The sequence below is a fragment of the Methylolobus aquaticus genome, assembly GCF_054172105.1.
Genome location: NZ_JBSYXP010000018.1, coordinates 45,753 through 70,198, shown reverse-complemented (window position 1 = coordinate 70,198; position 24,446 = coordinate 45,753). Strand labels below are relative to the sequence as shown.

General features: G+C 64.8%; 23 protein-coding genes. 16 read left to right on the top strand and 7 right to left on the bottom strand.

Features of this window, described 5'->3' with window-relative positions:
* Positions 1 to 45 precede the first annotated feature (45 nt).
* The 4 genes from ACW73L_RS19270 to ACW73L_RS19255 form a co-directional block, all read right to left on the bottom strand.
* Entirely contained in the window at positions 46 to 4,626 is a 4,581-nt protein-coding gene (locus ACW73L_RS19270; protein ID WP_498924199.1) for an EAL domain-containing protein, read from the bottom strand.
* A 237-nt stretch (positions 4,627 to 4,863) separates the two neighbouring features.
* A complete protein-coding gene (locus ACW73L_RS19265) occupies positions 4,864 to 5,508 on the bottom strand; it encodes a response regulator (protein ID WP_139557070.1) in 645 nt (214 codons plus the stop codon).
* Positions 5,505 to 6,836, bottom strand: coding sequence for an ATP-binding protein (locus tag ACW73L_RS19260; protein ID WP_498924198.1), 1,332 nt, complete (start codon positions 6,834 to 6,836; stop codon positions 5,505 to 5,507). Before ACW73L_RS19260 ends, ACW73L_RS19265 begins: the two co-directional genes overlap by 4 nt.
* Positions 6,837 to 6,901: 65 nt before the next feature.
* A complete protein-coding gene (locus ACW73L_RS19255; RefSeq protein WP_498924197.1) occupies positions 6,902 to 7,438 on the bottom strand; it encodes a PepSY domain-containing protein in 537 nt (178 codons plus the stop codon).
* 684 nt (positions 7,439 to 8,122) lie between these two features.
* Between ACW73L_RS19255 and ACW73L_RS19250 the strand changes: the two genes are divergently transcribed.
* The 11 genes from ACW73L_RS19250 to ACW73L_RS19200 all read left to right on the top strand — a co-directional run bounded on the left by ACW73L_RS19250 (position 8,123) and on the right by ACW73L_RS19200 (position 17,768).
* Positions 8,123 to 9,916, top strand: a complete 1,794-nt coding sequence (locus ACW73L_RS19250; protein WP_498924196.1) for a methanol/ethanol family PQQ-dependent dehydrogenase — start codon at positions 8,123 to 8,125, stop codon at positions 9,914 to 9,916.
* A gap of 139 nt (positions 9,917 to 10,055) precedes the next feature.
* On the top strand, positions 10,056 to 10,970 hold the full coding sequence (gene moxJ, locus ACW73L_RS19245; RefSeq protein WP_498924195.1) for a methanol oxidation system protein MoxJ: 915 nt from the start codon (positions 10,056 to 10,058) through the stop codon (positions 10,968 to 10,970).
* Between the two features lie 22 nt (positions 10,971 to 10,992).
* A complete protein-coding gene (gene moxG, locus ACW73L_RS19240) occupies positions 10,993 to 11,460 on the top strand; it encodes a cytochrome c(L), periplasmic (protein WP_498924194.1) in 468 nt (155 codons plus the stop codon).
* 35 nt (positions 11,461 to 11,495) lie between these two features.
* Complete coding sequence (locus ACW73L_RS19235; RefSeq protein WP_498924193.1) at positions 11,496 to 11,777, top strand: methanol dehydrogenase [cytochrome c] subunit; 282 nt, start codon at positions 11,496 to 11,498, stop codon at positions 11,775 to 11,777.
* Between the two features lie 113 nt (positions 11,778 to 11,890).
* Positions 11,891 to 12,910 carry an AAA family ATPase gene (locus ACW73L_RS19230; protein WP_498924192.1) on the top strand — a complete coding sequence of 340 codons (1,020 nt, stop codon included), beginning with the start codon at positions 11,891 to 11,893 and terminating at the stop codon, positions 12,908 to 12,910.
* Complete coding sequence (locus tag ACW73L_RS19225) at positions 12,907 to 13,761, top strand: DUF58 domain-containing protein (protein WP_498924191.1); 855 nt, start codon at positions 12,907 to 12,909, stop codon at positions 13,759 to 13,761. Before ACW73L_RS19230 ends, ACW73L_RS19225 begins: the two co-directional genes overlap by 4 nt.
* The gene (locus ACW73L_RS19220) at positions 13,761 to 14,654 is read left to right on the top strand and encodes a hypothetical protein (protein ID WP_498924190.1); all 894 of its coding nucleotides are present in this window, start codon (positions 13,761 to 13,763) and stop codon (positions 14,652 to 14,654) included. The genes ACW73L_RS19225 and ACW73L_RS19220 overlap by 1 nt, the downstream gene beginning before the upstream one ends.
* On the top strand, positions 14,651 to 15,640 hold the full coding sequence (locus tag ACW73L_RS19215) for a vWA domain-containing protein (protein WP_498924189.1): 990 nt from the start codon (positions 14,651 to 14,653) through the stop codon (positions 15,638 to 15,640). Before ACW73L_RS19220 ends, ACW73L_RS19215 begins: the two co-directional genes overlap by 4 nt.
* On the top strand, positions 15,637 to 16,200 hold the full coding sequence (locus ACW73L_RS19210) for an MxaK protein (protein WP_498924188.1): 564 nt from the start codon (positions 15,637 to 15,639) through the stop codon (positions 16,198 to 16,200). Before ACW73L_RS19215 ends, ACW73L_RS19210 begins: the two co-directional genes overlap by 4 nt.
* Entirely contained in the window at positions 16,197 to 17,228 is a 1,032-nt protein-coding gene (locus ACW73L_RS19205; protein WP_498924187.1) for a VWA domain-containing protein, read from the top strand. Before ACW73L_RS19210 ends, ACW73L_RS19205 begins: the two co-directional genes overlap by 4 nt.
* 15 nt (positions 17,229 to 17,243) lie before the next feature.
* The gene (locus ACW73L_RS19200; RefSeq protein ID WP_498924186.1) at positions 17,244 to 17,768 is read left to right on the top strand and encodes an SRPBCC family protein; all 525 of its coding nucleotides are present in this window, start codon (positions 17,244 to 17,246) and stop codon (positions 17,766 to 17,768) included.
* A gap of 40 nt (positions 17,769 to 17,808) precedes the next feature.
* Here the strand turns inward: ACW73L_RS19200 and ACW73L_RS19195 are convergent, their stop codons facing one another.
* The 3 genes from ACW73L_RS19195 to ACW73L_RS19185 form a co-directional block, all read right to left on the bottom strand.
* The gene (locus ACW73L_RS19195) at positions 17,809 to 18,375 is read right to left on the bottom strand and encodes a Uma2 family endonuclease (protein ID WP_498924185.1); all 567 of its coding nucleotides are present in this window, start codon (positions 18,373 to 18,375) and stop codon (positions 17,809 to 17,811) included.
* Positions 18,376 to 18,523: 148 nt separating this feature from the next.
* Complete coding sequence (locus ACW73L_RS19190) at positions 18,524 to 19,090, bottom strand: Uma2 family endonuclease (protein WP_498924184.1); 567 nt, start codon at positions 19,088 to 19,090, stop codon at positions 18,524 to 18,526.
* A gap of 184 nt (positions 19,091 to 19,274) precedes the next feature.
* Entirely contained in the window at positions 19,275 to 19,583 is a 309-nt protein-coding gene (locus ACW73L_RS19185; RefSeq protein WP_498924183.1) for a hypothetical protein, read from the bottom strand.
* A gap of 392 nt (positions 19,584 to 19,975) precedes the next feature.
* Between ACW73L_RS19185 and ACW73L_RS19180 the strand changes: the two genes are divergently transcribed.
* From ACW73L_RS19180 to ACW73L_RS19160, 5 genes are all read left to right on the top strand, one after another.
* A complete protein-coding gene (locus tag ACW73L_RS19180) occupies positions 19,976 to 20,686 on the top strand; it encodes a pentapeptide repeat-containing protein (RefSeq protein WP_498924182.1) in 711 nt (236 codons plus the stop codon).
* Positions 20,687 to 20,870: 184 nt separating this feature from the next.
* Entirely contained in the window at positions 20,871 to 22,649 is a 1,779-nt protein-coding gene (locus tag ACW73L_RS19175; RefSeq protein ID WP_498924181.1) for a DUF3450 family protein, read from the top strand.
* Positions 22,650 to 22,657: 8 nt separating this feature from the next.
* Positions 22,658 to 23,167, top strand: a complete 510-nt coding sequence (locus tag ACW73L_RS19170) for a MotA/TolQ/ExbB proton channel family protein (protein ID WP_498924180.1) — start codon at positions 22,658 to 22,660, stop codon at positions 23,165 to 23,167.
* The gene (locus tag ACW73L_RS19165; protein ID WP_498924179.1) at positions 23,164 to 23,598 is read left to right on the top strand and encodes an ExbD/TolR family protein; all 435 of its coding nucleotides are present in this window, start codon (positions 23,164 to 23,166) and stop codon (positions 23,596 to 23,598) included. Before ACW73L_RS19170 ends, ACW73L_RS19165 begins: the two co-directional genes overlap by 4 nt.
* Positions 23,591 to 24,439, top strand: a complete 849-nt coding sequence (locus tag ACW73L_RS19160) for an energy transducer TonB (protein WP_498924178.1) — start codon at positions 23,591 to 23,593, stop codon at positions 24,437 to 24,439. Before ACW73L_RS19165 ends, ACW73L_RS19160 begins: the two co-directional genes overlap by 8 nt.
* Positions 24,440 to 24,446 lie beyond the last annotated feature (7 nt).

Sequence of the window (24,446 nt, the reverse complement as noted above, 5' to 3'; positions counted from 1 at the left end):
GTCATGGGTAGCACGTAAGCAAGGCCGCAGTGCGCTGCGGAAGGGCTAGTCGGCGGGGGGAGTATCCTGCAGCAGCGTCACGAAACGATCGAGGCCCAGGGGACGGGAAAACAGGAATCCCTGACCGTAGCGGCAGCCGTGGTGGCGCAGGAAGTCCAGCTGCGCCGTCGTCTCTATGCCTTCCGCCACGACGTCGATCGATAGCGACCGCGCCATGGCCAGGATGGTCGACACGATGGACTGGCTGTCCGCCACGGTCTCGACCTCTTCGACGAAGCTCCGATCGATCTTGATCTCGTCGATGGGCAGGCGCTTCAACAGCTTCAGCGAAGAGTATCCAGTACCGAAGTCGTCGAGGCTGAGGCGGATCCCGATGGCCTTCAACTCGTGCAACAGCAGGCGTGTGTGCTCGACGTCGTCCATGAGGAAGCTCTCGGTGAACTCCAGCGTCAGCGTCTGCGATTCGAGCCGGTAGGCGGACATCAGGCGCCGCAGGTAGGCGTGAAAAGTCGATCGCTGGAACTGGCGCGGCGACAGGTTCACGGCCAGTCGGCACGGCATGGCAAAACCGCTTCGCCAATCACGCAGCCGCTCGAACGCCTGGCTCATTACGAACTCCGCGACCCGATCGCTGAGACCGCAATTTTCGGCCACCGGGATGAAGCGCTGCGGGGCGATGACGCCCCAACTCGGATGCCGCCAACGGATCAGTGCCTCGGCACCGACCATCCGACCGTCGGCGAGACTGTACTGAGGCTGATATTCCAGAAAAAGCTGGTCCTCGATGAAGGCGCGATGCAGGCCGGTCTCGATCTCCCAGCGTTCCTGGGCCGTGCGCCGCAGTTCCTCGCAAAAGAACTGAAAGTTGTTCTTGCCCTGTTCCTTGGCCAGGTACATCGCCGCGTCCGCATTCTTGATCAGCGTGGTCGGGTCGAGCCCATCGTTGGGATACAGGCTGATCCCGATACTGCTGCTGGTGAAGATCTCCCGCCCATCGACTTCGATGGACTCGCCGAGCATGGCGGCGATGCGGGTCGCGATCTGGCGGATGTCCTCCTCGCTGCTGATGTGGAGCAGCAGGATGAACTCATCCCCACCGAAACGCGACACGGTGTCCCCGATGCGCAGGCATTCCCGCATGCGCTCCGCCACCGCTCGTATGACCTGGTCGCCGACATCGTGCCCCAGCGTATCGTTGATGGTTTTGAAGTTGTCGAGGTCGGCGAACAGCACGGCGAGTCGCTGCTGCGACCGATCGGCATTGGCGATCGCCACGGTCAGTCGGTCGATGAACAGACTCCGGTTCGGCAGCCCGGTCATGGCGTCATGCGTGGCGAGATATTCGTTCCTGGCCTGGGACTTCTGCAGCGGAGAGATGTCACTGAACAGACACACGTGATTCGTGGTTTCGCCTTGCCCGTTCTTCACGGTGCTGACGGTGAACCAGCACGGGTAGGGTTCGCCATCCTTGCGGTAGTTCACGACTTCACCTTGCCACGAACTGGATTTCGCCAGTGCGCGCTGGACATCATCGGACCAGCTGCTCGCGGCACCCTGCGAAGCCAGCACATCCGGCGTCAGGCCGATGACCTCTTCCGCGCGGTGGCCGGTGATCTGCGTGAACGCCTCATTGACGGTCAGGATCACGTGCTGCGAGTCGGTCACCATGATGCCCTCGCCGGCCTTCTCGAACACGCGCGCAGCCAGTATCAGTTCCTGCTCGGCGCGCTTGCGCTCGGTCACGTCGGTGGCCTGGGTGCAGGTGGCATAAATCAGGCCGTCTTCACCCAGCAACGGGAACCGGACCGTGAGCAGACACCGCTCTTCCCCCGCGCGAATCAGGACATCCTCCGTTTCGAGCGGGGACTGTTGGCGCAGCACGTCCATGTCCTTGTCCCAGAACTGCTGCGCAACATCCGGGGGCAGCGCCTGATGCACGGTGCGACCTAGCACGGCGGCGGCCTCTACGCCAAAAAACGTCTCGAACGCGCGGTTCACGAAGATGAAACGACCGGCGACGTCCTTGACGCTGAGCAGCGCGGTCGAGTGATTCATGATCGCCAGCAACTTTTCTTCGCTCTGCCGCAAGCGCAATTGGGCCTCGCTGTAGGCCGTCGTGTCGACCATGACGATGACGGCCCCGGCCCCTGCGGCGCGCGGACCGCCATAGGGGTTGATCCGCAGCGAGTAATGCTGCGCACCGCTGGCGAGCGCCAACTCGACGGGGCGCCGCTCGGCGATGCTGCGCTCGACCTGCAGCGTGAAATCGTCGATGCCGGCCGGTCGCTGCAGCTGGCCTAGACGGAGCACGGTGTTGCCCGGGGCGACATTGAAGATGGAGGCGGCGGTCAGGTTGTACCGCAGCACCGTCAGTTCGTTGTTGACGACCAGAACCGGATAACCGAGATTGTTCAGTACGTTCTCCAGGTCGTCGTTGGTGATCGACAGCTCCTGGGTCTTGTTCTGCAGCTCCTGATTGATCGTCGCCAATTCTTCGTTGGTCGACTGCAATTCCTCGTTGGCCGCTTCCAGTTCTTCGTTGGAGGCCTGCAATTCCTCGTTCGACGCCTGGACTTCCTCATTCAGGGCCTGCAGTTCCTCGTTCGAAGTTTCCAGTTCCTCGATGACGGTCTGCAGATGCTCCCGCGTGGCCGACAGCTCGTCTTCGAGCGTCTTCAGTGAAGAATCGAAGCTCTCCTCTGGTGCCGAATCGCGTTTCGAGTCCTTGGACGGCTGCGCGGGCGCGGGTTCGAACGCCACCAGGAAAAGCTGCCGCCCGTCCCTGACAAAGGGATGGACTGCGAGCCGGGTCGAAAGCGTCTGCCCGCTCGGCGCGCTGATGGATCGTGCCCGTCCGAGTGTCGACGACTGCCGCTTTCTGGCCTGCCGCAGCAGGGTTTGCAGGTCGCTGCGCAGGCCCCGGCAAATTAGATGGGCGAGGTCGAACGACGGTGCGCCGTCTGGAACCTGCATCCAGTTGTTCACATCACCGAAGACGTGCAGCAACCGCGACTCCTCATCCACGACGACACTGGGCGGACCGTAATGCCGGAGCACTTCGTTGCGGTACTCGGACTCCGGCGTGAGCGGTGGGGGCGTCAGGTCGCTGCGCGGCAGGATGTCCCGAGCGAGGGATGGGCGGCCGCCGTTCAGCAGCGCCAGTCGCTTGTCCTGCGGACGCGGACGAAACAGCCGCGACTCCTTGTCCACCACACTGTAGAGGCCTTCCTGCTGGGAAATGCCCTCAGAACGCCCAAGAAACAGATAACCGCCCGGATTCAACGCATAATGGAACATCGCCAGGACGCGGGCTTGAAGATCGTTCTTGAAATAGATCAGCACGTTGCGGCAACTGATCAGGTCGAGCCGCAGGAATGGCGGATCCTGGTTGAGGTCCTGGCGCGCGAAGACGACCGCGTCGCGGACCGATGCCGCGATCTCGTAGCGATCCCCGGTCTTCTGGAAATACCGCCCGAGCAGCTCGGCCGGAATCTGGCTTACGGCACTCGAGGAATAAATTCCGCGCCGTGCCTTCGCCAGCGCGTTGATGTCGATGTCGGTTGCGAAAATCTGCAGGCGTAACGACTTGGCGGCCGACCGGCAGGCTTCGAGCAGTACGATGGCGATCGAGTAAACCTCTTCGCCGGTGGCGCAACCGGGAACCCAGACGCGCACTTCCTCACCCGGAGCCTTGGGTGCGATCAGCGTGGCGGTCGCCACCCTGAGATCCCGGAACGCTTCCGGATCGCGAAAGAATGCGGTGACCGAGATCAGGATATCGCGGCACAACCGGTCCAACTCTTCGGTGTTGCCCTGCGCGAAGGCCAGGTAGTCATCGAGCGACGACAGGCGGTTGGCCGTCATCCGCCGCTCGATGCGCCGCATCAACGTATTGTCCTTGTAGCCGGAAAAATCGATCCGTGTCCGCTTGCGCACCTGCGCAAGCAGCTTTTTCAGCGTCAGAGGCAATGAGTTGGATTCCTGGGCGGGAACGACAAATCCCCGGGTGTGGACCAGCGCCGCGATTTCGTCGGCGACCCGGGCGGGTGGCAGAATCCAGTCCACGCAATCGGTGTCGATGGCTGACTGGGGCATGCCGTTGTACTTGGCCGACTCGGGCTCCTGCGCAAAGGTCAGGCCGCCACCGGCCTTGATGTCCCGGATACCCAGTGCGCCGTCCGAGCCGGTCCCGGACAGAATGACGCCGATGGCGTCCTCCCCCTTGGCCTCGGCCAGCGAGGCGAACAGCGTGTTGATGGAGGGGCGTGGCACCACGCCCTCTTCCAGAGCCACCAGGCGCAGCGCGTTGCCGCGCAGGACGACGTTGTGCGTTGCCGGCGTGACGTAGATCGTGTTGGGCAGAGGAATCGTCCCGTCGACGACTTCCACGACGTCCAGGGCGGTCTCACGGGCGAGCAGCTGGACGAGCATGCTGCGATAGGTCGGCGAGGAGTGCTGCACAACGACGCACGGAATCCCGATGTCCCGCGGCAGGTGGGCGACGAGCTGGCTCAGCGCCTCCAGTCCGCCCGCCGAAGCCCCGATGCCAACGACGAAACGGCGCGCCGACGACTCATCGCCAGAAGTGTCCGGGTCGGGATCGGTGTGAGCTGCAGTCGTGTTCATAATCGAGGTGCGGTTCTGATGCCTCGTTACGCGATTGGGCCCGGTCGAAGAAGCAACCGGATTGCATCTCATCGCGAGCGCAGAACCCCTGACGCCGGCGATGCGGCATTCCCCTAATTCGTTCGAATTATCGCGACTCGGGGAGGCTTTGCAAAGGCATAACCGCACCGCGCTCTCGGATGGACTGATGCTGGATCACTGATCCACGTCCGAAGAGCTTCTCCCGCAGTCACCTACTCAACTCGCAATCAGTCCATGGCGGTAGGCGAGCCGGGCCATCTCCGCCGAGGTGTTGACGCTCAGCTTCGATTTGATCAGCGTCGTGTAGTTGGCGACCGTCTTGTAGCCCAAGCGGAGCTCCTCGGCCACCTCGCGCGTCGTGTAGCCCTTGGCGAGCAAACAGAACACGTCGAATTCGCGGGCCGAGAGGCTGTTCAAGGAACTGCTCTGGGCCGTCGTCCCGGTTTGCAGGGCCAGCTTCTGCGCGATTTCGTGTTCCAGATAGTTCTGGCCCCCGGCGATGCGCTCGACCGCTTCGACCAGGATCTCCGGCGCACAGCTCTTCGTGATATACCCCTTCGCGCCCGCTTCCAGCGCCCGCACCACATAGGCCGGCTCGTCATGGATGCTGAACATCAGGATTCTTGCATTCGGATCGCGGGCGATCAGCCGCCGCACCGTCGCCAGCCCGCCGATACCGGGCAGGCTCAAATCCATGACGACGACCTGCGGGCGGTGTAGTCCGTAAAGCTGGCAGGCTTCCTCACCGCGTTCAGCCTCGCAAATGACCTTGATGTCCGAGGACTGTGTCAGTAAAAGACGGTAGCCGGCCCGCACCACGGCGTGGTCGTCGACCAGCATGACACTGATAGTGTTGATCATTGCACCGCACCTCCGCACGGGACGATTACCCGCAGAACAACGCCTCGACCCGGGTGGGTTCGTAGCTCGAATTGCCCGCCCAGACTGGCCACCCGCTCCCGAATCCCCAACAGACCGAAGCCACGGCGCGGCTGGGCCGGCTCGAAACCCCGACCGTCGTCCGCCACCTCCAGCAACACCTGATCCATGCCGTCACCGCCGCGCAGCAGCCGCAGCCCGATGTCGGCGCGGTGCGCACCGGCATGCTTGACGATATTCGTCAGACCCTCCTGAACGATGCGGAACAGGTGAATGCGCGCCTCGCCGGCGCATTCGTCGACACCGGCCTCGCAATCGAAGGCCAGACTCAGCTCGGGATGTCGCTGCCGCCAGGTCTCGACGAGATCCTCGAGCGATACACTCAGCCCGAGTTCATCGAGTACGGTCGGGCGCAGACGGCGCATCATGCCGCGAACCACGCCGAACAGACGGTCGCAAATGGTCATGATCTGCTCGACTGCTTCCTTGTGTTGCTCTCCGGCGGCTCGCAACGTCGCCGCCATGACCTTGATCGCCGTCACCGACTGTCCGAGTTCGTCGTGCAGTTCCTGAGCAAGGAAGCGCCGCTCCTCTTCCTGGATCCGCAGCGACTGCTGCGTCAGGGCGCGATTTTCCGCCCGGGCATGTTCCAACGTCGCCGCCATGTGATTGAAAGCCCGCGAAATGAGGGCGAACTCGGGGAGCGGAAAATGCGGCAGGCGTTTGCCGAAATCGCCCTTGTCGATGTTTTCCAGTCCTTCCAGGATCACGCCGACCGAGCGGAATGCGCGTCCCACCGTCACGTGGACCAGCGCGTAAATCGCCACGGCAAGCACCAGCAGCAACAGCAGGAACCCCTGGGTTTCATTCCAGGCCTCGACAATCTCGTCGCCGGCGTTGGCCTCGATCCGGATCACGGCTTCGGCGCCGCCTTCCACCGGCACGCGACGCTCAGCCACGCCCGCCGGCGGCGTCACGGCCCAGGCGAACCACGCTGGGACTTCCCGCGAGGTCGGGACCGGGCTGAGCGCGCCCTGGTGCATGCCGCCCGGAGGCTGATCGATGTGGATACGCAGGTGACGGGTTCGGTCCAGCGACCGCAACTGCCCCAGCCAGGCCTGGTCCGGCGGGTCGGAACCGCGGCGCTCGGCGATCCCGGCTTCGATCAACTGCATCGCCAGATTGACCGTCGAGGCAACCTCTTCCGCCACGGAGCGACGGGCATTGAGGATGGCGAACACAAATCCGAGGCCGATGATCAGCAGCATCGTCAGCCCGATCATCAAATTCAAACGAAAGCGCAGACTCACGGCAGGCCCGTCTCCATTCTTATCGTGAACGCCCGTCGCCGCCAGGGCCCATCGAATACATCGCGCTAGTCACGGCCGGTCTGGTGGAACTCTTCGTGCGCATCGTCGACGATACGCCCGCTGGCGGCATCGACTTCCAGTTTCCACTCCCTACCGTCCGAGCCCCGTATGTCGAACTCATAGGATGCAGCGCCGCTGTTCTTGATCTCGTACTCGGTTTCCACGATCTCACCGGGATACCGCTCCAGCGCGACGCGTCGCGCTTCCTCGAGACCGATCCGACGGTTGGCAGCGAACAGGGGGTCATCCGGACTCGCGACTTCCCGTTCCATCCCGACGATCTTCCCGGAATAGCCGTCGCATTCCATTTCCCAGCGCATTCCGTCTTCGCCCGCGATTTCGAATTCGTAGATCAGACGCCGCTCGCGCCACTTGTATTCGATCTTGATTACCGGACCCGGATGCGCAGATGCGACCGCTGCACGGCAATCCTCGATCCGTATCCGTGTCGTTATGGCTTTGAAGTTCTCCGCCGCACTGGGCGTCACCGGCATCGCGAGTAGCGTTGCCGCGAGCGGGGCGAACGAGGTTCGATGAGTCATGAACGGACAGTGGATGGGACGAACGGGAAGTCGTCGGCGGGTGTCGCGATATGGAACTACCGTCGATCCCGCAGCCTAGCCCAAGGCCCGGAGAGTCACAAGCCGAGGGGTTAGCCCCGGCCCACTTTCGGGAAAACTTCCCTAGCGAGGGCACTCTGAACAATCGCGAGCATCCGGCGGAACCCATCCAGGGTTCCGCCCTACGGCCGTTACACGCCTCATCGTAGGGCGGATGCCCGCAGGGCAATCCGCCAGAACCCAACACGCTACGTCAAGGACGCAGTGTAGGGTGAGGCATCGCCATCATCCGGCGGAACCCATCCATGGTTCCGCGCTACGGCCGTTGCACGCCTCATCTTAGGCGGATGCCCGCAGGGCGATCCGCCAGAACCCAACACGCTACGTCAAGGACATTGTGTAGGGCGAGGCATCGCCATCATGCGGTGGAACCCGTCCATGGTTCCACCCTACGGCTATTCCGACCGACGGCCATGATGGGTGGAGCACCGCCGGCACATGGTATGCGCGGCCAGGCCGGATTTTTTCCCGCCCCCAATCGGGCCGAATTCCGTAGGTCGCCGCGTACCCTCGGCCGCAGAATTCACCGCCGAAACGACGAGACCTCATGCCCGGCCCGACCGTGGGTTGGCATGACAAGACCAACGACCTGGAGGAGCAGTTCCCATGCACGTACGAAAAGTGGCCCTCACCCTGCTAGCTGGCGGAATCGCCGCAGCAATGGCCCCGGCGCAGGCCAATCCGGACCTCATCCGGATGTCCGAGAGCGACGAGAACTGGGTCATGCAAACCAAGGACTACAGCGCCACGCACTTCTCGAAAATGACGCAGATCAACGCGTCCAACGTGAAGGATCTGAAAGTCGCCTGGACGTTCTCCACCGGCACGCTGCACGGTCACGAAGGCGGCCCGTTGGTCGCCGACGGCATCATGTATGTCCACACCCCTTTCCCAAACAACATCTACGCGCTCGACTTGAACGAGCCCGGCAAGATTCTGTGGCAGTACAAGCCCAAGCAGAACCCGGCAGCCCGCGCGGTTGCCTGCTGTGACGTCGTCAACCGCGGTCTGGCCTATGTGCCGGCCGGGGATCACGGCCCGGCCAAGATCTTCCTGAACCAGCTCGACGGTCACGTCGTCGCACTGAATGCAAAGACCGGCGAAGAAATCTGGAAGATGGAGAACTCCGACATCACGGTCGGCTCCACGCTGACCATTGCGCCTTTCGTCGTCAAGGACAAGGTGCTGGTCGGCACCTCGGGCGCCGAGTTGGGAGTGCGCGGTTACGTCACCGCCTACAACCTGAAGGACGGTGCCATGGCGTGGCGTGCCTACGCGACCGGCCCGGACGAGGAGATGCTGCTCGACAAGGACTTCAACAAGGCCAATCCGCACTACGGCCAGTTCGGGCTGGGCCTGTCGACCTGGGAAGGCGACGCCTGGAAGATCGGCGGCGGCACCAACTGGGGCTGGTATGCCTACGACCCCAAGCTCGACATGATTTATTACGGCTCGGGCAACCCGGCGCCGTGGAACGAGACCATGCGTCCCGGTGACAACAAGTGGACGATGACGATCTGGGGCCGCGACGTCGCGACCGGCAAGGCCAAGTTCGGTTACCAGAAGACGCCGCACGACGAATGGGACTACGCCGGCGTGAACTACATGGGACTGTCCGAACAGGAAGTGGACGGCAAAGTCCAGCCGCTGCTGACCCACCCGGACCGCAACGGCATCGTTTATACGCTGAACCGCGAAACGGGCGCGCTGGTGAACGCGTTCAAGATCGACGACACCGTGAACTGGGTCAAGAAGGTCGATCTGAAGACCGGTGTGCCAGTACGCGATCCGGAATACGGCACGCGGATGGACCACGAGGCCAAGGGCATCTGCCCGTCCGCCATGGGCTATCACAACCAGGGCCTGGAAGCCTATGACCCCAACAAGAAGCTGTTCTACATGGGCGTCAACCACATCTGCATGGACTGGGAACCGTTCATGCTGCCCTACCGGGCGGGCCAGTTCTTCGTCGGCGCGACGCTGAACATGTACCCGGGCCCCAAGGGCACGCTGGGCCAGGTCAAGGCGATGAACTCCGTGACCGGCAAGATGGAATGGGAGATCCCCGAGAAATTTGCAGTCTGGGGCGGCACGCTGGCCACCGCGGGCGATCTGGTCTTCTACGGCACGCTGGATGGCTACATCAAGGCGCTGGATTCCCGCAGCGGCAAGGAACTGTGGAGGTTCAAACTGCCGTCTGGGGTCATCGGCCACCCGATCACCTTCGGCCACAAGGGCAAGCAGTACCTCGCGATCTATTCGGGCGTCGGCGGCTGGCCGGGTGTCGGCCTGGTGTTCGACCTGAAGGATCCGACCGCGGGCCTCGGCGCAGTGGGCGCGTTCAAGGAACTGGCGCACTACACGCAGATGGGCGGCTCGGTCTTCGTGTTCTCGCTGTAAACGGATCGATATTGCTGCCGCGGCGCCGCGTGCCGACGCGTGGCAGCTCTTCCCCGCCATGGACGCCGGCCGTTGCCGGCCGGCGCACCGGCGAGCCGCGCAGCGTAATCCCTAACCCCCACAGGAGATCTCCACTTCCATGCGTTCCGCACGCCTCATGTGTTTGAGTGGCGTCCTGGCGTTGTTCGGCGCCAGTGCCGCCGACGCCGCGCAGCCGCTCAAGGTCTGCGCCGCCGAGAACGACCTGCCCTATTCCAATCAGGCTGGGCAGGGCTTCGAGAACAAGCTGGCCGAACTGATCGGCAAGGAATTGGCACGGCCCGTCGAGTACGTCTGGTGGACCGATCCGCGCTACTTCGTGCGCGATCAACTCGAGCGCGGTCTTTGCGACGTCGTCATGGGCGTCGATACCGGGGATCCGCGCATGCTGACCAGCAAGCCGTATTACCGCTCCGGTTATGTGTTCGTGTACCGCAAGGACAAAATCGCCTCGGTGAAGGACTGGAACAGCGATGCCTTGAAGAAGGCCGGGCATATCGCCTTCATGCCGGATACGCCGGCCGAAACGATGATCCGGTCGATCGGCCGCTACAACGACCAGTTCAACTACCAGCAGTCGCTGGTGGGCTTCAAGTCCCGCCGGAATCAGTACGTGCGCTACGACCCGGAGAAGCTGGTGCAGGAAGTCGCCAGCGGGAATGCCGAAATCGCCGTGCTGTGGGGCCCGCAGGCTGGCCGCTATGTGCGCGCAGCCGACAAGCCCCTGGCGTTGACCGTCATTCCCGACCACCAGCAACGCTCCGACGGGCTGAAGATTCCGCACCATTATTCGACGTCGATCGGCGTACGCAACGGCGAACAAGCGCTCCTGAACGACATCAATCGTGTCCTGGCGAAGCAGCAGTCGAAAATCGCCGCGGTCCTCAAGGCGGAGGGGATTCCGTTGCTCGCGCTGGAGGGCGAGACGCAGCCGACGGCCAAAGCCGTGGCACCGACCGCTGCCTCGCAGCCCGCGGCTTCTGTCACAAAAACGACTACGAAAGACAAATCCTAAGGAAAACCACCCCATGGTATCGATGAGATTCAAGTTCCCAGCGCTGGCTCTGCTCGGCCTGTGCCTCAGCGGCACAGCCACCGCGGAGATTACTTTCCGCCACGCGATTACCGGCGAAACCCTCGATTTTTCGTTCGGCAAGAAGGGCGGCGACACGGAAGCCTTCAAGAAATTCAAGGAGACCGGCAAGAACCCGTACAACGGCGACCCCGCCGCCATCGAGAAGGGCCACAGTCTGTACCTGACGGCCTGCTCCGGGTGCCATGGGCACAACGCCGAAGGCAAGCTCGGCCCCGGTCTCGCCGACGACTACTGGACCTACCCACGTAATTCGATGGACGTGGGTTTGTTCGAGACGCTCTGGGGCGGGGCGCAAGGCATGATGGGTCCCCAGAACACCAACCTGAACGCCGACGAGATGCTGCAAGTCATGGCCTGGCTGCGCAGCGTCTACACCGGTGACCCGAAGAAGGCCGACTGGCTCAAGTGAGATCACTGCGATCCCAACCTAAGGAGGAGTACACGATGAAAATGCACCCATTGCCGGCAACCCTGATGTTGGTCTTCGCCGCGGGCACCGCCAATGCCTACGACGGCACCAACTGCAAATACCCCGGTAACTGCTGGGAGCCGAAACCCGGCTACCCCGACAAGGTGGCCGGCAGCAAGTACGATCCCCAGCACGATCCGGCCGAGTTGAACAAGCAGCACGAGTCGATCCGCGCCATGGAGGCTCGCAACCGCAAGCGCGTCGAGCACCTCGTGACGACCGGCAAGTTTGTCTACAACGTCGACGACCTCAAGTGATCGGGTAACGACACCCCTTCCTGACTTTTGGGGGGGGGCTCGCCCCCCTTTCTTTTTCGTCCCTCACCGGCCGCCGCGGCAACGCGGCACACTTTATCTGCCGCAGTCGTTCCATGACCAAACCCAATACGCTCGCCGACTGGCGGGCCCCGGCCCTGCTGCTGGAAGAGCATCTGAATCAGGTCATACTCGGTCAACCGCAGGCCATACGGCTGTTGTTGATCGCCGTCTTCGCGCGCGGCCACGCCCTGCTCGAAGGGAATGTCGGTATCGGCAAGACGACCTTGCTGCGGGCCATGGCCCGTGGCCTGGGCGGTGAGTGCGGCCGGATCGAAGGCACCGTCGATCTGATGCCCACGGACCTGGTCTATCACACCTATCTCGATGCGAGCGGCAAGCCCGGCGTGGATCCGGGCCCCCTGCTGCATCACGGCGAACAGCTCTCGACGTTTTTCTTTAACGAGATCAACCGCGCCCGTCCGCAGGTCCACTCCCTGCTGCTGCGCGTCATGGCGGAAAAGAGCGTCAGTGCCTTCAACCGGGAGTTCTACTTCCCGCATCTGCTCGTGTTTGCCGACCGTAACCGCGTCGAAAAAGAGGAAACCTTCGAACTCCCGGCCGCGGCTCGCGACCGCTTCACGATGGAGATCGCCCTCGACTACCCCCGCGACACGGGCGATCTGCAGGCGGTGATGTTCGAGCCGCGCTTCCATGACACCTCCGAACTGATCCGTGCGATCCCGGAGGGTCTCATCGATTTCAAACGTCTGAATAGCCTCGCCGCGGAGGTCCAGGAGTCGATCCACGCCAGCGAGCGGCTGCGCCTGTACGCGGTCGACCTGTGGCGTGCGACTCATCACCCGGGTGATTTCGGCATTCAGTTGCACGATGCCGAGGGCATCGGCGCCATTCAGGCCGGGGCCAGTCCGCGCGGTATGAGCCTGCTGGTGCGCGCCGCCCGGGTACACGCCTGGCTGCAGGCCCGAGAAGCGGTGCTGCCTGAGGACGTCCAGGCCGTGTTCCACCCGGTGATCGCGCACCGGCTGGTGCTGGACCCCGTCTACGAATTCCATCGTTCGGAACTCGTGCCGGAACTGATCTGCAAGATCTTGAATGCCGTTGCCGCACCATGATGTACATGGCGGAGATCGACTACCGGTTACGCGGACGCGCCCGCGGCGTGCGGGCCGGCAGTCATGCCGGGCGTGCGAGCGGCGACGGGCAGCAGTTTTTCGATCTGGCACCGTTTCTGAGCAAACCGGATGCCCGCCACCTCGACCTCCGGCACAGCCTGAACGACCCGCTCGGTGCCTTGTGGGTGCGGCGCCAGCAGCAGCTGGTGACCATTCCGGTCTGGCTGATCGCCGACCTGTCAGCGTCCATGGACTACCCGGGCGTGTACTCGAAGATGGACACGCTCGCCGATTTCGTCGTGGCCCTGTCCCAGTCCGCCTGCCGGGTCGGTGACCGCTTCGGCTTTCTGGGCTGCGACGAGTCGCCGCGCCTGGAATGGCGGCTGCCGCCGACGCGCCAGCCAATGGCAGCCCAGCGCCTTGCCGCCCGACTGCGGCAGTGCCACCCACAGGGCAGCCATGCGCGCGGCCTGCTGCGGGCCGCACGCCTCTTGAGTTCCCGCCGGGCTCTTGTGTTCCTGGTCTCCGACTTTCATCTCCCGCTGCCGGTCATACGCGAACTGATGCTGACCCTGTATCGGCACGAGGTCGTGCCGGTCGTGCTATGGGATCCAGCTGAGTCGGGGCGTGTCGCCCGCGGTAACGGGCCGGCGCGGTTCACCGACCTCGAGACCGGCCATGAACGCGCACTCTGGCTGCGCGCGGACCTCCGGGAGCGACTGTTGAACGCCTTCAACGAGCGACGGCAGCGGCTCCGTGAAACCCTACGCTCACAGGGACGGGACCCCTTGTTCCTCGAAGGTTCCTTCGACGCGGCCGCCGTCAACCAGTATTTCCGCCGAGTGCGCTGATGCGGGTTCCCGGTGTCCTGTTGGTCATGCTTCCGCTGGTGGACGTCGCCGCCACGGAGCCGCCGGCCGTACTTATCGATGCGCCGCGACCCTTCGGCTACGTGATCGGCGACCGTGTACCACTGGCCGCCGAGTTCGAGCTGCCCCCCGGCTGCGAGCCGCTGACGGCAGCATTGCCGCAGCCGGGTCGAGTCGACTATTGGCTGGAGTTGCGCAGTGCCGTACTGCAGCCACTGGGGTCTGGCCGCTTCCGGCTGGAACGTGTCTATCAGACCTTCTTCGCACCGCTGGAGGTCAAGACCCTGGCGATTCCGGCCGTGTCCATCGCCTATCGCTGCCAGGGTACCAGCCAGTCCTTGCCGATTCCTTCCTGGAATTTCACGATGGCGCCGATCCGCCCGGTCGCGGTCGGCAAGGGACAGGACGACAGTTACATGCGGCCCGACCGGGCACCAGAGCCACCGTCCCTGGCGCGGCACCTCTGGCCACTGTCGGGCTGGAGCCTGATCGCAGTCGCTTGCGGGGCGACTCTCGCCTGGCTCAACGGTTGGTTGCCCCTACATCGGCGGCGCCGGGCGTTCGCCGCCGTGTTCCGGTGGCTGCGTGCCGAGCCCAGCCTACCGCTAGCCGGTCCCCGACTATTGGAGGCCTATGCACGGTTACACCAGGCCTTCAATGCCACCTACGGCAAACCGCTGTTCGCGACCAAGATGGACGAATTTCTCGTCGCTCAGCCAGCCTGGGCCGACCTGCGCCCGCAGATCGAGGCATTCTTCCAGGCCTCGTATGCCGTGCACTTCGGCCCCGATGCCGGCCAGTCCCCCGGCGACTACCCACCGGAACGCCTGCTGGAACTGGCGACGCTGTGTCGTCAACGCGAGCGCCGTGCATGATGTCGGTGACCTTCGGACAGCCGCTGTGGCTGTTGTTATTGCCTCTGGCGCTATTGCCGTTGCGCCTGTCGTCGCTCGAGAGTCGCGGTTACTCCAGCATCAGCCGCGTGCCGGCCGATCCCTTGTCTCGTGCCTTTGGTGTTTCGCTGACGGTCGCCGGGATCCTCGGTCTGGCCGGTCTGCTCCTCGGGTTGGCCGGTCCGGCGCGGGAAGGCCGTGAGATCCAGCGAGTGGGCGAAGGAGCGAATATCGTGCTGCTGATCGATCGCAGCAACAGCATGGATCACAGTTTTGCTGGCCGGACTCCGGCTGGTGGCGAGGAGTCGAAATCCCATGCCGCGGAGCGGTTGCTTGCGGACTTCGTCTCGACGCGACCGCATGACCGCTTCGGCGTTGCAGCCTTCAGTACCGCGCCGCTGTTCGTAGAACCGCTGACCGACAACCGGGAGGCGACGCTGGCCGCGTTGCGGGCACTGTCGAGCCCTGCCCTCGCCTACACCCATGTCAGCAAGGGCCTCGCGCTGGCGCTGAGCCTGTTCCGCGCGCCGCAGGCGGAAGAAGGCGGCGCCCGCATCGTGCTGCTGGTATCCGACGGCGCCGCCGTCGTCGACCCGGACAGCGAACGCCTGCTGCGCACGCGCTTTCGCGACAGCGGCGCCCACCTGTACTGGCTGTTCCTGCGCACGGCCAACACCCCGGGCCTGTTCGAGACCCCGGAGGACCCGCGCGACGATACACCGCAGATCCGCCCGGAGCGTCATCTGCATCTGTTCTTCGAAACCCTGGGCGTACCCTACCGCGCGTTCGAGGCGGAGTCAGCCGACGTCATGGCGCAGGCCATGCGCGAGATCGACCGGATCGAACGCCTGCCCATGCGCTACCGGGAGCGTGTGCCCCGCCTGCCGCTGCAGGCGTGGTGCTACGGTACCGCCGCGCTCGCGATCGGCTGGTTGCTGGCAGTGAAGCTGGCGGAGGTGCGGACGTGAAGAAGACGCTGCGACCGCTACTGGTGCTAGGCATCGTGCTGGGCGTGTTGGGCGCGATGATCGAGATCGGTGCGCTGCGCCGTGTATCCCAGCAGCGGGCGGATCTTGCGTTGCTGGCTTCCGGCCAGGATCTTCCCGTCGAGCGCCGCCCCGGTGCCACGCCACCGGTGCAACTGGCGCGTGCGATCCATCTGGCCGCGCGCGAACGTTACGACGATGCCTTGGAGCTTTACAACTGGCTGACCGGAAGGGGCGATCCGGCGTTCACCGCGTTGCTGCAGTACAACCTGGGCAACCTGCACCTGCGCCGCGCGGTCGAGCAAGTCGAAAAGATGGAAATCTTCCGCGCGGTACCGGCCCTGGAACTGGCCAAGGACGCCTACCGTAAGTCCTTGACCCTCGCGCCGGACTTCTGGGATGCGAAGTACAACCTGGAAGTGGCCATGCGTCTGCTGCCGGAAATGGCCCGGCGCGACCATCGATCCGACGAGGCCGAGGAAGAAACCGAGACCCATCGCAGTTGGGCGACGCTACCCGGATTCCCGCGCGGCCTGCCATGAGCCCCGTCATCTCCAAGCAGATACGCGCCGACTCCGGCGACCCTCCGGCCCGCATCAGCCTGCCCAGGTTCCGGATCGCATGCCTGGGCGTGGCGTTGAGCGGTGCCCTTTTGGCCGCGTTCGGCCTGACCGGGTCCGGCGCGCAGCCCGTCTATCGGGCCATCGTCGTGGTCGACATCACGCGCAGCATGAACGTGCGCGACTATAACGGCGACGCCGGCCCCGAGAGCCGTCTCGACTTCGCGAAGAAGGCTCTACTGCAGGCGGTCAGGGGCCTGCCGTGCGGTTCCCAGCTCGGCCTCGGCCTGTTCACCGAGCGACGGTCTGCGCTGTTGTTCGAACCCCTCGAAGTCTGCCAGGGCTTCGAGGTGCTCAGCGCCGCGGTCGAGCAGCTGGACTGGCGCATGGCCTGGGCCGCCGACAGCCGCATCGCCGACGGTTTGGTGGACGCCCTGAAAACCCTGCCCGACACCGATACCGCACTTGCCTTCGTGACCGACGGACAGGAGGCGCCGCCGCGCAATCCGCGCTATCGCCCCGCGCTGGCGGAGTTTGTCGGCAAACGCCACGGCATCGTCCTCGGCGTCGGCGGGCTTGCGCTGTCACCCATTCCGAAATTCAACGAAAAGGGCGAACCGGCCGGGTTCTATGCCGCCGAGGAGGTGCCGCACCGCTCCAGTTTCGGGCTGCCCAACCGGCATCCCACCGAGATCGAGGGTTACCACGAGCGGAACGCCCCCTTCGGCAGCGCGTGGGAAATCGGCAATGAGCACCTGTCGTCGCTGAAAGAGGACTACCTGAAGGAACTGGCTGGCGAGGCAGGCTTGGTGTACCGGCGCCTGGAACGGCCCGAAGACCTCCCGCACGCCCTGATGCTCCCCGACTTCTCGCGAGAACAGCGCGTCCGCACCGACCTCAGCGCGTGGCCGGCGAGCTTGGGGCTGCTCGCCCTGGCGCTGACCTTCATGGTGGAGCCGCTGCTGCTGCTCGCCGGACGTCTGCGTCGGCCTCTATTGACCAACCACTGACGAAACATGAAACCGATGAAACGTTTGCTCGTGTTGCTTGCCTGCCTGCCGCTGACCGTCCTGGCCCACGGCCCGACCCCACAAAAGATCGACGAGGCCGTGGATATCCGCGCGCCGGCGGCCAAGGTCTGGGAAACGGTCCGCGATTTTGGCGGTGTCGATCGATGGAATCCCGCGGTGAAGAAAATCGAACTGCAGGGCGGCAACACGGCTGGCAGTTCGCGGACTCTCACCTTCGAAAACGGCCAGAGCGTGACCGAGAACCTCGATGCCTTCGATGACGCGCAGCGGGAGTACCGGTACCGTCTGGCGAAGGAGAACCTGGAAGCCCTGCCGGTCAGCTCGTATTCGGCGACCTTGCGCGTAACTCCGATCGACGAAGCCAACAGTAAGGTGGCGTGGATCGGGCGCGCCTACCGCGGCGATACCAGCAACGAGCCGCCGGAGAAACTCAGCGACGAAGCCGCACAGACGGCCCTGCGCAAACTGTTTCGGAGCGGTCTGGATCAGTTGAAGAAGCAATTGGAGACGGGTCAGTGAAACCCTGAGATCGCGGCAACCCTTGGGCGGGCGATCCCCCTCAGGCATCAGGCACCCACAGCTCCGCCAGTGAGAACGTCAGTTCCGCGAACGGCGGCGCTGTAACCTCCTCGGCCTCCTGCCAGGCGTGTTCCATGACCCAGCGCCCCTCGTGCAAACGGAAGACTTCGAGGGTGCCCTGGTCCGGGTCGACCAGCCACAGCCAGGCGACGCCTTCGGCCGCATAGATCGGCATCTTGACCACCCGGTCGGTGCGCGCGGTGCCGGGCGACAGTACCTCGCACACCCAGTCCGGCGCCAGCGTGAAATACGCTTCATCGGGAAAGACCGGCAGCCGCTCGCGCCGCCAACCCGCGAGATCGGGCACCAGCACGTTCGACCCGAGATGCAGCTCCGGCTCGTACAGGATCCACCAACCGCCTGGCCCCCCACGGCCTCGATGATAGGGCCCAATGAGCTCGTCACTGATAATCGATGCCGCAAGGGCATGCCGCGGCGCCGGCCGCGGCTGCGTGACCAGCGTTCCGTGGAGAATCTCGCCGATCAGGTGCTCGGGCAGGTTCAGCAAATCCTCATAGGTGGCCAAGCGGTTCGCAGGCTGATGCATGGAACGGTCCTCGTCGATCCTGGCCGAAACGCTATCATGGATGGGGCGGCAGCCAAAGCGACGGCAGGGGGCCGATTCAAGACACTGGCGTTTACGAAAAATGCTAAAGCCGGGCGGTGCCTGCACTCTGGAGCACGAGCGAGCGCACTCAGGCTGCCGGCACCCACAGGTCGGCCAGTGAGAACGTCAGTTCCGCGAACGGCGGCGCCGCGACCCCCTCGGCTTCCTGCCAGGCGTGCTCCATCACCCAGTGACCCTCGTGCAGGCGGAACACTTCGAGGGTGCGCTGATCCGGGTCGACCAGCCAGAGCCAGGCGACGCCTTCGGCCGCATAGATCGGCATCTTCACCACCCGGTCGGTGCGCGCGGTGCCGGGCGACAGCACCTCGCAGACCCAGTCCGGCGCCAGCGTGAAATACGCCTCATCGGGAAAGACCGGCAGCCGCTCGCGCCGCCACCCGGCCAGATCGGGCACCAGCACGTTCGACCCGAGATGCAGCTCCGGTTCGTCCAGTATCCACCAGCCACCGGGACCGCCGCGGCCATGGTCGAACGGATTCATCAACCCGCCGCCGATGGCTGATGCGGCGCGGGCATGTCGCGGGGCCGGCCGCGGCTGGGTGACCAGCGTCCCGTTGATGATCTCGCCGATCAGATGCTCGGGCAGGTCGAGCAAGTCCTCGTAGGTGGCCAAGCGGTTCGCAGGCTGATGCATGGAAGAGTCCTCTCGGGCGTCCTCCAGAAACTATCACGGTCGGCCCATCAGACCAAGTAACTGGATGGAGTTTGCCTGCGACGCCGGCGCCAGCCGAAACATACGTCCGGGCCTTGCGGTCCGCCCTGGAATTGAAGTGGCGCGGGGCAGTTAGCCTGGCACCAGCGCCAGAGACCAACCACGCTCAGTCCGGTGCAAACTTCGTGTCCACAAGTTCCCAGCGTTGGGAGCCGCCGTCGGTTGCCGAACAACCCAATTCCAGGGGGGACGCTCCCGGCGCCAGTTCGTGCCGGCCGCGATCGCCGGTCTTGACACCCATATAGACGCGGTCGAGCCAGATCACGACCGTGCGGTCCGGGTGTGTGCTATGCACGGCAAGCATTTCGCCGTCCCTGGCCTGGCAGTGCGCATCCTCGAGCTTGAGCCATTCCACGGCTTCGAGGGCGCCGTCATCGGCCTGACCACCGCATGCGGCCAGCGAACCAGTCAGCATGGCGACAAGGCCTAGAGAAGTACCCCGGGAGCGGTGGAAAGGGTCAGTGATGACCATGAAAGCATTCTCCTTTTTTTGTCTTGGCAGGTTCGGCTCAGGGTGCCCGGCGGTGGCGGGCCGGCACCCAGGATGCAGCCCTGCGGAATGCTAGCAAGGGCACGGCCAGCGTGAGCATCGAAAGCAACGGACTCGACTTTTTCCCGTCCGATGAGGGAGATCGTCACGGGCGGCGTTGCCGGATGACGACTCGGCGGGATTCCGGGGGGCGACGACCGCATCGAGGAGGGCCTTGACGTCAGCCCACCTCCCCTTCGCTCCGGGAAATCATCCCGTTGACGGGTGGCATTTGCCGGGAGCACTGTGTGCCGTCTTTCCTTGAACCTCCTAAGTCCATGCCGTCCGCCATCTTGCGCCACAGTCTCCTCTTGACCCTGATGGTGCTGATGGACCCGGGGGCCTGCGCGGAGCTGGATCGGGAAGCCGTGGTGGCACTGCTCGCCGGGCCCCATGCCAGCCGCCCCAATCTGGTCAAACGCGACCTGGCCGGGCTCGACCTGACCGGACTGGATTTCCACGGGGCGGACCTGTTCTCCGCGGTGTTGGACGATGCGAATCTGCAGGGAGCCAATCTGGCGGGGGCGAATCTCAACCGGGCGCAACTGCGCCGCGCGCGCCTGGCGGACGCCCGGCTGACTGGAGCCAGCCTTTACGCCGTGGTCATGGACGAGGCGGACCTGTCGCGCGCCGACTTGTCGGGGTGCCGCATCATCGGGCAGATGAACGGCGCGACGCTGGCCGGTGCGAACCTGTCCGGCGCCGATCTCGGCGCGGACATGGCGAATCAAGGCATGGTACCGGTACGGCTGGAGTTGCGCGGCGTCAATCTCGATGGTGCGGACCTGCGGGACGCCCGACTGGTGCACGCGATCCTCGCCTTTTCCTCGCTGCGCGGCGCCAATTTGACCAACGGCCGCTTCGACTGGGCTGATCTGTCGGGAGCCGACCTGAACGGGGCGCAACTCTCCGGTGCCCGATTTGCGAACGCGATACTCGACAATGCCAAGATGCCGGGCCCGGTTCCGGCCAATCCCCCCGATCAATGATGCCGGCCGCCCCGGCCGCACATTCCGCCCGCTGAACCGCGGCCTCGCGGGCCTGCAGCAAGATTGCCGGCTATCCGGGGCTTGGGAGCCAGTCACCCGGTTTTCGGGAAAATTTCCCGTTGCAGCAGGCGCGCTCCATACTCGATAGTCCTTAGGTTGCAACGCAGCCCGGCGCCCTCCCGCAATGCCTCGCAGTCTCTACCTGATCACCTTTTCCTTGTTGCTGATGCTGCTGGGCACTCCGGTTGCCTATGGCGCAGAAGCGCTGAGTTCACCGCCCGCGAAGAGCGGCGAAGCACTGGCCACCGGTCCGGGCCTGCACGCCCAACTCGATCCCATCCTCAAACACAGTGCCGCCGAGTTGCGCCAGCGGGTCACTGATGGTCCGCCGTTCCGACTGACGGAGCGGCGCGGGCGCCTGGACCGGCTCGACGCTCTGCTCAACGACGGCACCGCACAGCCGGCCGAGAAGTTTCGCCAGACGTTCGAGGCGTATCGGATCGAGCTAGATTACGCCCGGGCCGTCGAAGCCGATCGCGATCTGCTCGAAGCGGATGGCCGGTCGCGTTTGGTCGACTTTCTGATCGTCGGGCGGCTGGCGCTCTATTACCAGACGCTCGATGGGCGGGAGTCGGGCCTGTGGTTGAATGCGGAGCGCCGGTGGCAGCGCGTCTCCGGCGAGGACAATGAGAAGATTGCCAAAGGCCTGCGTGCCGCTCGGAAGCTGGAGCCGCCGCTATTGCTGACCTTGCCGCTGCCGGTACCAGCGGCCCTGGCCGTAGAGCCCTCGAACCCCGTGTCCGCTGCCGAATCACGCAGTTCGGCGGGTGTGCTGCCTGGCATGCCCGCTGCCGCGAAGCCCTCTCCTCGAGAAGCGTCACTACTGGCGGAAGTGCGAACCGACGCGGTCGCCCTGAAGGCCGGGCTGGACCAACGCTATACCCCGCGCGAACCGGCGCTGCGTGCGCTCTTCAGCCGGCTCGCGGATCCGAACGCCACCCCGCTCGCCAGCGATGTCAAGAGCCTTTTCGCGGCCTTGCAACGGCAACTCGACGAACTCGGCCGGGTGTCGCGCTTCCGCGAGACCGTGTACGCGCCGGATGGCAGCGCTGCGGTGAAGGAGGTCTTGCGGGTCGGAGACTTCGGCTTGATTGCCGACGGCCACTATCTGATTTATGCGGCCGAAGTCGATCGTCTGCTGGAACTCACGCGACAACCCTCGGATGAGTTGCTGCAGCTGGCCGAGGACTTCGTCGCGTCACCGCCGCGTTCGTTGGCCCCGTTGGGGATAGACCCGAGCGGTGGACAGACGTTGCAGCTCCTGGTTCAGGTCCCCCGACTCGGCGAACGGCTGCGTCAGGGCGGGGCCGTCGGTTATCTGATCATCGTGCTGGGGGTTCTGGCCCTGCTGCTCGCGACCTATCGCTTTGCAGCGCTGACGCGAGCGGAACGGCAGATTCGCCGACAGATTGGCGCCCTGCCCGAGATCCGTGCCGACAACCCGCTGGGACGAATACTGAAACGCCTCGACGGCCTGCCGTCACAGCCATCCGAGGCACTGGATATCGCGCTGGACGAAGGCCTGCTGATCGAGGGATCGCAACTGGACCGGTACCTGCCCTTGCTGCGACTGTTGGCCGCGATCACGCCGATGCTGGGGCTCCTCGGGACCGTCACCGGCATGATCGCGACCTTCCAGGTGATCGCCCTGCACGGTACCGGCGACCCGAAGCTGATGTCCGGGGGGATTTCCGAGGCGCTGGTGACCACCGTGCTGGGGCTGGTCACGGCCATCCCCATCCTGCTGTTGCACAGTGGGCTGGCCTCGAAGCGCGCGGCGATCGTCACACTGCTCGAAGCTCACGGCGGAGCGGCCCTGGTACGGCGCCTGCGACTGCCCGAGCCGGCCGCGGCTGCCGTCGTCCGAGACGCCGACGCGCTCCGGCGCAGCCTGATCCGGTGAGGCGGCAGATGGTCGACTTCTCTAGCCTCGTACAACAATCGGAGCAGCATGTCGAGGAACTGATGGCGCTGGGCGGACCCGTCATGTGGCCGTTGCTCGGCGTCTCGGTCCTGTTGTGGACACTGATCCTCGAGCGCTATTGGTTCCTGCTGGCAACGCTCCCTAAGCGAGCAGGACACGGCGAGCTGTCTCGCGGTGATGCGGCCTCCAGGCTGACGATCGGGGCCGAGACCCGCCTGGCGCTCCGCCGCACCCTGCCATTGATCCGCACGCTGTCCGCCATTCTGCCGATGCTCGGGCTGCTCGGCACCGTCACCGGTATCGTCGAGACCTTCGATTTGATTCGCCTGTTCGGCATCGCCGAGCCACGCATCGTCGCGCACGGGGTTTCACAAGCGCTGATCACCACGCTTACGGGTCTGATCATGGGTTTGTTCGGAGTGACCCTCGGCCATCACCTGCATCGGCTCGCGCGCGACGCCGAGCGAAACATGCCGACTGCGCCGAGCCGCCGATGAGTCGACGCAGCCGTTCCCGGCTCGATGCCGCCGACGACGCCGACGGCAGAGGGATCGACTTGACGCCATTGATCGACATGGTGTTCATACTGCTCATTTTCTTCATGGTCACGGCGTCATTCATCCGCGACTCCGCGCTGCCGGTCGAGCGACCCAGCGCCCACACGGCGACTCCGCCCGACCAGTTGGCCACCGTGGTGACCGTAAGTGCGGATGAGCAAATCTGGCTCGGCAGCGACCCGGTCGATATCCGTCAGTTGCGCCAGCGCCTGGAGCAACCGGGCACCCGCACCGCCGCGGGCACCGCGTTGATTCTCGCCGACCGAAACAGCCGTACCGGTTTGCTGGTGCAGGTCATGGATCAGCTGCGCCTGGCTGGTTTCACCGACATCTCGGTTGCTGCCAGCCAGCCGACGGCCACGGATGATTGACGCTGCCCGCCGGCCGGCGCCCGAGCGCGGCTGGTGGCCACTACCGGTCGCGCTGCTGCTGGCCATGGCGGTCAATGTCGCGGTACTGCTGATGATTGATGGTTTGGTGGCGCGGCGTGACGGTCTCACTACCGCCCTCACGCCGCCGGTCCCGATCCGCTTTGTCACCCAATCGACGGTCACCGAGACCGAGACGGACGACGCCGCGGGGAACAAGACACCGGACGCGGCGCCTGCTTCGAACAGCGCTCCGACTCGGCACGCCCCGGCGCCCGCAGCCCCGAAACCACGCACCGCCAAGCCGCTGCCACCGGTGAAGTCGCCAGCTGCGGAGAAGCCAGTCCCGAAGCCCAAACCGCGCCCCGCCATCGCACACGCGGCGGTGGAGCCAGAGCTTACCGTACCCTCCTACCCGGCCGTGGCCCCACCGGGCGGCACCGGCAGCGTGCAGTCATCCGCCGCGGCCTCGGGGAGCGCGGCGCGGGGGGAGACCCGAACGTATGGCCACGGCGTCGCCCAATCACAGGGCGCCGGCACGAGCACCGGAAGCGGCGGAGGCGGCGGACACAGCGGGGTCGTCGTGTTGTCGCGGGTGATGCCGCGCTATCCCCCGAGGGCCGAGCGTCAGGGTCTCGAGGGCTCCGTGACGCTGGAACTTACGATCAATGCCGCTGGCGTCGTCAGCCAGGCGGCCGTCGTCGCCGCTCAACCCCCCGGCGTCTTCGACGAGGCGGCGTTGGAGGCTATTCGTCAATGGCGGTTCAAGCCCGCCTACCGGAGCGGCCGGGCGGTCGAACAGCGTGCACGGCAGCGGATCTCGTTCCGGCTTCCCCGGCGCTGAGGCGCTG